The 9,213-nt window shown below is 65.3% G+C and carries 11 protein-coding genes and 1 tRNA gene; 5 read left to right on the forward strand and 7 right to left on the reverse strand.

What is annotated here, in order from left to right:
• On the forward strand, positions 1-145 hold a 145-nt coding region (locus MK313_RS18240), incomplete at its 5' end, for a hypothetical protein (protein WP_416054148.1).
• Between the two features lie 76 nt (positions 146-221).
• On the opposite strand, the gene MK313_RS17045 is transcribed toward MK313_RS18240, so the two are convergent.
• Both MK313_RS17045 and MK313_RS17050 read right to left on the reverse strand, forming a co-directional pair.
• A complete protein-coding gene (locus tag MK313_RS17045; protein WP_008946077.1) occupies positions 222-476 on the reverse strand; it encodes a hypothetical protein in 255 nt (84 codons plus the stop codon).
• Positions 477-493: 17 nt separating this feature from the next.
• Complete coding sequence (locus MK313_RS17050) at positions 494-1,816, reverse strand: solute carrier family 23 protein (protein WP_287783214.1); 1,323 nt, start codon at positions 1,814-1,816, stop codon at positions 494-496.
• A 257-nt stretch (positions 1,817-2,073) separates the two neighbouring features.
• Between MK313_RS17050 and MK313_RS17055 the strand changes: the two genes are divergently transcribed.
• Together MK313_RS17055 and MK313_RS17060 are read left to right on the forward strand one after the other, a co-directional pair.
• Complete coding sequence (locus tag MK313_RS17055) at positions 2,074-3,729, forward strand: Na/Pi cotransporter family protein (protein ID WP_287783217.1); 1,656 nt, start codon at positions 2,074-2,076, stop codon at positions 3,727-3,729.
• Positions 3,730-3,803: 74 nt separating this feature from the next.
• A complete protein-coding gene (locus tag MK313_RS17060) occupies positions 3,804-4,517 on the forward strand; it encodes an SDR family NAD(P)-dependent oxidoreductase (RefSeq protein ID WP_121222193.1) in 714 nt (237 codons plus the stop codon).
• Between the two features lie 3 nt (positions 4,518-4,520).
• On the opposite strand, the gene MK313_RS17065 is transcribed toward MK313_RS17060, so the two are convergent.
• On the reverse strand, positions 4,521-4,805 hold the full coding sequence (locus tag MK313_RS17065; protein WP_287783221.1) for a hypothetical protein: 285 nt from the start codon (positions 4,803-4,805) through the stop codon (positions 4,521-4,523).
• Between the two features lie 160 nt (positions 4,806-4,965).
• Between MK313_RS17065 and MK313_RS17070 the strand changes: the two genes are divergently transcribed.
• The gene (locus MK313_RS17070) at positions 4,966-5,226 is read left to right on the forward strand and encodes a PepSY domain-containing protein (protein ID WP_287783224.1); all 261 of its coding nucleotides are present in this window, start codon (positions 4,966-4,968) and stop codon (positions 5,224-5,226) included.
• Positions 5,227-5,230: 4 nt separating this feature from the next.
• Here MK313_RS17070 and MK313_RS17075 read toward each other — a convergent pair whose 3' ends face one another.
• The gene (locus tag MK313_RS17075; protein WP_237740212.1) at positions 5,231-5,701 is read right to left on the reverse strand and encodes a thermonuclease family protein; all 471 of its coding nucleotides are present in this window, start codon (positions 5,699-5,701) and stop codon (positions 5,231-5,233) included.
• A 167-nt stretch (positions 5,702-5,868) separates the two neighbouring features.
• Here MK313_RS17075 and MK313_RS17080 point away from each other — a divergent pair, with 167 nt between their 5' ends.
• Complete coding sequence (locus MK313_RS17080; RefSeq protein ID WP_287783228.1) at positions 5,869-6,684, forward strand: DUF4886 domain-containing protein; 816 nt, start codon at positions 5,869-5,871, stop codon at positions 6,682-6,684.
• Between the two features lie 29 nt (positions 6,685-6,713).
• Here MK313_RS17080 and MK313_RS17085 read toward each other — a convergent pair.
• From MK313_RS17085 to rlmB, 3 genes are all read right to left on the reverse strand, one after another.
• A tRNA-Thr gene (locus MK313_RS17085) sits at positions 6,714-6,788 on the reverse strand.
• 61 nt (positions 6,789-6,849) lie between these two features.
• The gene (locus MK313_RS17090; protein WP_008946070.1) at positions 6,850-8,331 is read right to left on the reverse strand and encodes a hypothetical protein; all 1,482 of its coding nucleotides are present in this window, start codon (positions 8,329-8,331) and stop codon (positions 6,850-6,852) included.
• Positions 8,332-8,463: 132 nt separating this feature from the next.
• Positions 8,464-9,213: 23S rRNA (guanosine(2251)-2'-O)-methyltransferase RlmB (rlmB, locus tag MK313_RS17095; RefSeq protein ID WP_287783231.1), on the reverse strand; the 750-nt coding region annotated here is incomplete at its 5' end.

The following is a 9,213-nucleotide window of genomic DNA, read 5'->3' on the forward strand; positions in this document are numbered from 1 at the left end:
GATCCGTATGACGCTGGAAAAGGCGCTGGCCTATGTTTCTGATGACGAGCAGGTCGAGGTGCCGCCGGAATCGATCCGGCTGCGCAAGCGCTATCTCGATATCCACGAGCGCAAGCGCCACGCCAAGATGGCGGCGGATGCCTGATCGCGTTACATCAGCTTGAATAAGAAAGCCCCCGGTTTCGGCCGGGGGCTTTTTTTGTCCGCGGGATGGCGGTCGCCTACTGCCGCTTGCCGCCCGTGGCCTGCAGCGCCACGCTGTCGCCGGTGATGACGAACAGCACGCTGCCGTCCTTGGCCTTGTAGGTCCATTGCTCGATGGGGCCGAGCTTGGCGATATCATCGGGACGGCCGAGCTTTGCCTCCAGCTCGGCCTTGGTCGAGACGCCCTCCGCCTTCTTCACGAGGTCGGCCTTGCTGGGATCGCCACAGGCGGCCAGCAGCAAGGCGAAGGCCAGTATCGCGAACCGCTTCATCGTGACTCTCCCTCTCGTTATTCGGAATTGCCGCCATTATAGGGCAGCACGGCGTTCAGGATCACGCCGACGATGGCGGCCAGCGCGGTGCCGGACAGCTGCGCGATGGTGCCGACATGCACCACGGCCCCGCCGATACCCAGCACCAGGATGATCGAGACGATGAACAGGTTGCGCTTGTCGCCCAGATCGACCTTGCCCTCGATCATGGTGCGCAGGCCCGACGCCGCGATGACGCCGAACAGCGCGATGGCGACGCCGCCGATCACCGGCACCGGGATCGACTGCAGCGCCACCCGGAAATCGCCCAGGAAGCCCAGCAGCACGGCGATCACCGCCGCACCGGCGATGACATAGACCGAGAAGACGCGGGTGATGGCCAGCACGCCGACATTCTCGCCATAGGTGGTATTCGGCGGCCCGCCCAGGATGGCGGCCAGCATGGTGGCCAGCCCGTCGCCGGCCAGCGAGCGGTGCAGGCCCGGATCCTCCAGCGTGTTGCGGCCGATCACCCGGCTGATGACGATCTGGTCGCCGATATGCTCGGCGATGGTCACGATGGCGACCGGCACCAGCAGCAGCACGATGGTGGCAAAATGCTGCCAGGGCAGGTCGTAGGTCACGAAGGGCACGGCAAAGGCCGGGAACTCCACAAAGCTGGCGGCGGCCAGCTTCGCCTGCATGCCCGCCTCACCCGACCAGGGCACCAGGCCGGCGAAGGCGGCAATCACATAGCCGCCCAGGATCGCCAGCAGGATCGGTACCACGGCGAAGATGCCGCGCATGACGACGGAGAAGGCAAGGGCAAGCACCAGCGTCGCGGCGGCGATCAGGAAATGCGTGCCGCTATAGGCGCTGGTGGCCGGGTCGTTGGAGGCCATGCTGACGGCGACCGGCGCAAGGCCAAGGCCGATCACCACGATCACCGGGCCGGTCACCACCGGCGGCAGCAGGCGCAGCAGCCAGCCAACGCCGAAGCCCTTGATGCACAGCGCCACCACCAGATAGACCGCACCCGCCAGGAAGGCGCCCAGCATGGCGCCGGTCGGGCCCAGCGGCTGGCCGTCCGGGCCGGGCAGGGCGGCCGCCGCCAGGATCGGCGCGATGAAGGCGAAGGAGGAGCCGAGATAGGCCGGGATGCGGCCCTTGGTGAGGGCAATGAATAGCAGCGTGCCGAGACCGCTGGTGACCAGCGCCACGGACGGGTTCAGCCCGGTCAGCAGCGGGACAAGCACCGTCGCGCCGAACATGGCGAACAGATGCTGCAGGCTGAGCAGGCCCCAGAGGGCCGCGCCCGGCTTTTCATGCACGTCGAGGACGGTGGCGGTGCTGTCGCTCATGGTCGGCCTTTCGGATGGCTGTCGTTCAAAGAGTTGACGTCGCCTTACGGCATCCCGGCGCGGTAGGCAAGTATCGTGATACGCATCCTTTTGCGCGTCTGTCCGTTATCCGCAGGAGCGGCTTGTCCGCCTGTCTGGGTCTTTTGTTTCTGAAATGTTACATTTTCTTTACAAGATTCGCCGGAAGGGCGTATGAGCAATCGGGAGCCGGCGAATGCAAACCGCCGCATCCCCTCCGCACAAGATTATGTCAGGCCATGCCGGCGACACAGGTCATCATCACGCTTCTGGGATTCATCGCACTGCTGCTGTGGGGCATCCACATGGTGCAGAGCGGTATCCTGCGCGCCTATGGCTCCGGCCTCAGGCGCAGCCTGAGCCGCGGCCTCGACAACCGGTTCAAGGCCTTTGCGGCAGGCTTCGCGGTAACGGCTATCCTGCAGAGCAGTACGGCGACCGGCCTTATGGCGTCTTCCTTCGCGGCGGGCCGGCTGGTCGATCTGGTGCCGGCGCTGGCGATCATGCTGGGGGCCAATGTCGGCACCACGGTCATCGTGCAGATCCTGTCCTTCGATATCGGGCTGCTGACGCCGATCCTGATTCTGGTCGGTGTGATCGCCTTCAAGCGGGGCGGACAGACGCGCACGCGTGACCTGGGCCGTGTCGCCATCGGCCTTGGCCTTGTGCTGCTGTCGCTGCATCTGCTGACCCAGACCGTGATGCCGCACGACATGTCGCCGCAGATGAAGGAGGTGCTGCACCTGCTGACCAGCGACCCCATCGTCACGATGCTGCTGGCGGCCATCTTCACCTGGGCGGCGCATGCCAGTGTGGCCACCGTGCTGCTGGTCATGTCGCTGGCAGCGGCCGGGTGGATCACGCCGGTGGCGGCGCTGGCCATGGTGCTGGGCGCCAATCTCGGCAGTGCGCTGAACCCCGTGCTGCAGGCGATGGGCGGTGACCGCGAGAGGCTGCGCGTGCCGGTCGGCAACCTTTTGAACCGTCTGGTCGGCTGCGCCATCGCGCTGCCGCTGCTGCCCTATGCTGTCGAATGGCTGGAAATCGTGAATGGCGGGCCGGCGCGTGTCGCGGCCAATTTCCACACCGCCTTCAACCTGGCGCTGGCGGTGCTGTTCATCCTGCCGCTGCCCCTGCTGGCGATGCTGATGAAGAAGTTGTTCCCGACGGCAGAACGCCCGCTCGATCCCGGCGCACCGCTGCATCTGGACCGGGAGGCCATCGAGAATCCGAGTGTGGCGCTGACCAACGCGGCGCGCGAGGCGCTGCGCATGGCCGACGCGGCGGAGCGCATGCTGCGCGGCTCGCAGACCGTGTTCGAGACCGGCGACCGCAAGCTGGTTTCCGAGATCAGCCGCATGGACGACACGCTGGACACGCTGCATGGCGCGATCAAGCGCTACCTGACCGATGTCAGCCGCGAGCAGCTGGACGAGGAGCAGAGCCAGCGCCTATCGGAGATTCTGGCCTTCACGATCAATCTCGAACATATCGGCGATATCGTGGACCGCAACCTGATGGATCTGGCGTCCAAGAAGATCAAGCGGCAGCTCAGCTTTTCCGAGGAGGGGCTCGCCGAAATCCGCCAGATGCACGCAAGGCTGCTGGAGCATCTGAAGCTGTCGATCTCGGTCTTCATGGCCAGCGACCTGCGCTCGGCCCGGCAGCTGGTGGCGGAGAAGGAGCAGTTCCGCGATCTGGAGAAGCTGGCGACAGAGCGACATTTCGAGCGTTTGCGCGAGGGGCGGTCGGAAAGCATCGAGACGACAGAGCTGCATCTCGACATCGTGCGCGACCTGAAGCGTATCGAATCGCACATTGCCGCCACGGCCTATCCGCTGCTGGAGCAGCTGGGCGCGCTGCGCCGCAGCCGCCTGACCGAGGCGAAGAGCTGATGCGTTCTATCGGCTGACAGCGGCGGAAACATCGTCATACACTCCTCCCAGAAAATTCAGGGAGAAGGAAAATCATGGCGGACCGGGAAGTCGCGATCATCGTCGGTGTGGGCAGCGGGCTGAGTGCCGCGCTGGCCCGGCTGTGCGCCAAAGAAGGCATGGCGGTCGCACTGGCAGCGCGCAATACCGACAAGCTGATCGGGCTGGTGCGCGAGACCGGAGCCATGGCGGTGGCCTGCGATGCCAGCCAGCCGGCCGATGTGGACCGGCTGTTCGCCACCGTGGCGGACACGCTGGGCGCGCCCTCGCTGGTGGTGTTCAACGCCAGCCGCCGGGTGCGTGGGCCGATCACCGAGCTTGACCCCGCAGAGGTGCGGGAATCGCTGATGACGACTGGCTATGCCGGGTTCCTGGTTGGCCGGGCGGCGGCGCGCGCCATGCTGCCTGATGGCAAGGCGATGGGGAACGGCAGCATCCTCTTTACCGGCGCCTCGGCCAGCGTGAAGGGCTATCCGCAATCCGCCCCCTTCGCGATGGGCAAGTTCGCGCTGCGCGGCCTCGCGCAGAGCATGGCGCGGGAGCTGGCGCCGAAGAACATCCATGTCGCGCATGTCGTGATCGATGGCGGCATACGCCAGGGCGGGGACGATCCGCGTGGCCCGCAGCGCGGTGTGGACGGGCTGCTGGAGCCGGACGCCCTGGCGCGGGCCTATCTCGACCTGCACCGACAGCATCGCAGCGCCTGGAGCTGGGAGCTGGAGCTGCGACCCTGGGTGGAGAGTTTCTGACTCCTACCGGAGCAGGTCGTTATGATAGAAGAATCCGCCCGCGACACTGGCCAGTTGCTCTTCGGTTAGCTCTTCGTTTTCGTCGCGGGGCCCGATCTCACCGCGCTGGCGGGCGAGCAAAGCTTCCAGAGCGTCCAGCGTTACCATGTATTCCGCCGCCCTGGCGAAGGTGACGGCGGCATGTTTCCTTTCCTCGCCGGATAGCCCGTCCAGGTGCTGCCTCAAGGAGAGCCGGAATTCGCTGTCCTGCCCGATTCTGTCGAGAAATGCCTGGGCCTGTTCCGTCATGCCGTCCTCCACTGGATGCCCTGTCCTTACCCAAGACTGGCATATCAGGCCGGCCGCCGATGTCCATTCCGTGCCGGTTCGGTTGCCATTTCGTCCAGCTGGACTTGAAACCGTACACCTCGATCCTTTGTTGAATGGGGTGCAAAAACGGAGATTGAACATGCTGAAGAAGACCATCGTCGCCCTTCCCTTCGCCCTGACGTTTATTGCCGGGACAGCCGAAGCGCGGGACATGCAGCCGCCTGCCGATGCGATGCCCTTGTCGCAGATCGTTGCCAAGATCGAGCAGCGGCCGGATTTCCGCTACATCGACGATCTGGAATGGGACGATGACGGCTATTACGAGATCGAGTACCGCACGAAGGACGGCGGCGAGGTCAGGCTGAAGCTCGACCCGAAGACCGGGGAAACCCGCCGCTAGAGGCTCAGTCGCACCAGCCCTTGCGGGTATCGCCGGCATAGGGGCGGGCATGGCCTTCGCCGACCAGCGCGGCGGCCATGTCCTGGCCGTCGGCGACGACGCGGGCCAGTACCCTGCCGCCATACTTGTCCAGCTCGATATCGTGCAGCTCGATCCGCTTTGCCTGCGCCAGCAGTGCATGCAGCCGGTCCCGGGCGTCGCGTGCCGCCTGCTTTTCAGCCTCGCAGCGGCCCCGCAGTTCCGGTGCGTCGATTCCGGCCAGCCGCACGCCGGTCTCGATCGACTGGCGCGGCCAGATCCAGGCGCGCACCGTGATCGTGTCACCATCGTAATTGCTCAGGAACGCCGCTTCCACCGGGCCGGCGATGGCAGCCGGCGCCCTTGTGACCGGGCTGGTCAAGGCCAGGTCGGTTGCGCCGGCAACGGGCGCATATAGCAGCGGAAGGCAGGTAAGGATGAGACGCATCGTATGCATGATGCGCGCATTGGTAGATTTGTTTTGCTGCATATGCAACCAACAAAAAGTTGTGTGACAGCGCCCTGAGTCGCCTCTCCGGCGCGCAGAATGATCCGATTGCCGGGCATCGATGAGGCCTCGTATGATGGTTGCTTATAAAAACCAAACTTCGAGGAACCCCCACCATGTCCATTAGCTTGAAGAAGCTGCGTCTGCTGGCCCAGGCCTCGGCTTTCGTGCTCTGTCTGGCCGTCAGCGGCGCTGCGCTCGCCGCCTCTGCGCCGGCGGTGAAGGGCCCGCAGGTCGAGAGCCCGAAGCGGGTGCTGCTGGTCGGCAACAGCTACCTTTATTACAATGACAGCCTGCACAACCATCTGCGCCGCATGGTGGCGGCGGCCGATGCCGATCTCGGCAAGGCGCTGCAATACAAGTCGGCGACCATCGGCGGCGCCACGCTGGCGCACCACAATGTGGACTGGCTGACCGGGCCGGGGCAGATCGGCATCAAGGAGCCGTTCGAGCTGGTGATCCTGCAGGGCCACAGCGCCGCTGCCCTGTCCGAGAAGCGGCAGGCGGATTTCCGCACGGCAGCATCGGCGCATGCGAAGATCATCGCCGAGCGGGGCGGCAAGGTCGCCCTCTACATGACCCACGCCTATGTGCCGCCGCACAAGCAGGCGAAGCCGGAAAACACCCAGTTGATCGACGATTTCTATGTGAAGACCGGCAATGAGCTGGGCGCGCTGGTCATCCCGGTGGGGCTTGCCTTCGATGAAGCCTACAAGCGCGATCCTGAGATCAAGCTGCACAATGCGCAGGATCACAGCCACCCGTCGCTGCTGGGCAGCTATCTCGCCGCCGCCACGGTCTATGCCACGATCTATGGCAAGTCGCCGGTCGGCAATGCCTATGACGCCTATGGCCAGGTCGATGCCAAGACGGCGTCGTTCCTGCAGCAGGTAGCGCAGGACACGGTGACCGGCTTCTTCGCCCGGAAATAGCAGTCTGTAATACGGAGGGTCGGGGGGAATGGTGCCGGCTGAGGGATTTGAACCCCCGACCTTCGGTTTACAAAACCGCTGCACTACCACTGTGCTAAGCCGGCGTCCATTCGCGCCGCGACCATAGCCAGACTGGCCGCGCGCTTCAAGGCAAAGCGGAAGGAATCAGTCGCTGGCCAGCCCGGCCTCGATCAGCCGGTCATGCAAATCCTGCATCCGCTTCACGCGGTCCGCATCGTCGGTCGCGGCGGCGAGGATGCTGGGCAGGAAATCCGGCTGCTTTATATGACGTTGCGCCAGCTCGCGCACACGGCGCAGGTTGGAGCCCTTGATCAGGGTGTCGTTGCAGCACAGATCGATCAGCGGCAGCGCCTTTTCCGCTGAATTGCCGCCGCGCTTCACGATGCGGTCGAGGATGCCGCTTTCGTCCAGCAGATTGTTCTGTATCTCCTCCATGCGCAGCTGCAGCTTGCCCCGGAACACGGAGGGCAGCGGTGCACCCATCAGGATGGTGTGCAGCTCGGTCAGGCCGCGCAGCCGCTCCGGCACGGAGGCGGATTTCGGCGCCACGTCGGAGGCGACGGTGCGCTCCTGCAGCAGATAATCGATGTATTTCTTCAGGAAATCGTAGTTCTGCGGCCCGATCATCTTGCGATAGAGGTCGAGGCAGCGCTGCAGCCGCTCGGCCAGGCGCGGCGCGCCGACCATCAGATCGTGAATATTCTGGTCGTTGATCAGGCGCGACAGGCGTCGGGCCAGCGCCGCTTCCGTCGTCTCGCCGCCAAGAAACTGCCCGTTCTTCAGGCGCACCCGCTGGGCAACATCCAGCGTCGCCCGCAATTCGTCCGCCGTTGATCCGCTGGTCATCGGGTAGGTGCCGGTGACCGCCGCCAGCATCTGCGCCTGCAGGCCGGCAGTGACATTCGGCTGTGCGGCGCGCGCCTGCAGGTTCATCAGCCGCTGCGCCAGCGGCGGGTCGGACGGAACCGGCGCCGGGTCGTCCGCCTTGCCGGAGGCGAGCTTGCTCAACAGGGCGATGCGCTCGCCCACCGTCTTGCCCTGCTTGCCGATGATCGTGTCGAGGCCGGCCGGCAGCCGGATGATCTCCGACAGGGCCACATCCAGGGCCACCATATCGGCAGCTGGCGGGTCGGCCTCACAGAGGGTGAGCAGCAGGCCGGTCTTTTCGTCCCAGCCCTTTTCCTTCAGCAGCGCCCTGGCGAGCATCAGGTTGAGGCGGAACAGGCGCTGCTCCCCCTCGGCCGGAAGCAAGGCCAGCTGCTCCTTCAGCCGCTTCGGGTCCAGCGGGTCCACCGGGATGGCGGTCACCGCCTCCAGGGTACGGTTGCGCACCCCGTCGCATAACGCGAAAATTTCCTTGATGCGGCCAGCGACATCGCGGTTCTTGGTGCCGGAGACCTGGGCGATCGCGACCTTCTGCACGGCCCCGGAATAGGCGGTGCCGGCATTCTCCAGCTTCTTTTGCAGATCCTCGCTGAACAGCAGCTCCGTCGGTGTCGCCCGCATGGCGTCGAGGAAGCTGCGGCAGTGCCGCGAGATCAGTTCACGCGCGCTGACGCTGTATATATCCTCAGGCGCCTTGCAGAGCGCCGCTTTCGCCAGTTGCTCTTCTGTCTGGGGCAGCATGTCGGGTCGCCGCTTCTCAACAATCTGTTCCGGGGGTGGAGCCACATGCCGTGTATAGGCGTATTCGGCTCCGCTTAGGAAGCCCAAATCTGACCAAAATGTCCAGAGAACAGCCCTGATTAATAAAGTTTTTTAGGGGATTTTAATTAAACGCCGCGCCATGTCGTAGAGGGCGATGGCCGCCGCGTTGGACACATTCAGGCTGGCGACGGGACCTTGTGTCGGCAATTTCGCCATCATGTCGCAGCGTTCGCGCGTCAGCCGGCGCAGCCCTGGTCCTTCGGCACCCATCACCAGCGCCACGCGGGCGCCCGGGTCGATGGCGTGCAGATCGCGTTCGGCCTCCGAATCGAAGCCGAGGCAGAACACACCGGCCTCGCGCAGCCGGTCGAGCGCGCGGGCAAGGTTGGTGACGCGGACCATCGGCACGATCTCGACGCCGCCCGAGGCACTTTTCGCCAGCGTCCCGGTCACCGGCGGGCTGTGACGCTCCTGCACGATCATCGCGGCAGCCCCGAAGGCAGCGGAGGATCGCAGGATGGCGCCGACATTGTGCGGGGCGGTCACCTGGTCCAGCACCAGCAGCAGCAGCGGCGCGTCCGGGGCTACGGACTCCAGCACATCCTCGAGGTCAGGCTCATCCAGTGGCTCGATCTCCAGCGCCACGCCCTGATGCACCGCATCGGGCAGCAGCGCATCCAGCGCCTGGCGATCCAGCATATCGACCGCCAGGGTCGCGGGCAGGATATCGGCAACGCTCTCGCGCGCTTGCGCCGTCACCAGCAGGCGCCGGCAGCGCCGCGCCGGGTTCGCCAGCGCCGCGCGCACCGCATGCACGCCCCACAGGAAACGTGCCGGGTCGCCGCCGCCGCGCCGGGGGCC

Origin of the sequence: Oceanibaculum sp., assembly GCF_022449305.1 — a bacterium.
GTDB classification, from domain to species: domain Bacteria; phylum Pseudomonadota; class Alphaproteobacteria; order Oceanibaculales; family Oceanibaculaceae; genus Oceanibaculum; species Oceanibaculum indicum.

What these genes read in the sequence shown, in the direction of transcription:
- MK313_RS17065 (WP_287783221.1), bottom strand. Translation starts at nt 4,805, where the DNA reads ATGACGGAACAGGCCCAGGCATTTCTCGACAGAATCGGGCAGGACAGC.
- MK313_RS17060 (WP_121222193.1), top strand. Translation starts at nt 3,804, where the DNA reads ATGGCGGACCGGGAAGTCGCGATCATCGTCGGTGTGGGCAGCGGGCTG.
- MK313_RS17050 (WP_287783214.1), bottom strand. Translation starts at nt 1,816, where the DNA reads ATGAGCGACAGCACCGCCACCGTCCTCGACGTGCATGAAAAGCCGGGC.
- MK313_RS17055 (WP_287783217.1), top strand. Translation starts at nt 2,074, where the DNA reads ATGCCGGCGACACAGGTCATCATCACGCTTCTGGGATTCATCGCACTG.
- MK313_RS17075 (WP_237740212.1), bottom strand. Translation starts at nt 5,701, where the DNA reads ATGCATACGATGCGTCTCATCCTTACCTGCCTTCCGCTGCTATATGCG.
- MK313_RS17045 (WP_008946077.1), bottom strand. Translation starts at nt 476, where the DNA reads ATGAAGCGGTTCGCGATACTGGCCTTCGCCTTGCTGCTGGCCGCCTGT.
- MK313_RS17080 (WP_287783228.1), top strand. Translation starts at nt 5,869, where the DNA reads ATGTCCATTAGCTTGAAGAAGCTGCGTCTGCTGGCCCAGGCCTCGGCT.
- MK313_RS17090 (WP_008946070.1), bottom strand. Translation starts at nt 8,331, where the DNA reads ATGCTGCCCCAGACAGAAGAGCAACTGGCGAAAGCGGCGCTCTGCAAG.
- MK313_RS17070 (WP_287783224.1), top strand. Translation starts at nt 4,966, where the DNA reads ATGCTGAAGAAGACCATCGTCGCCCTTCCCTTCGCCCTGACGTTTATT.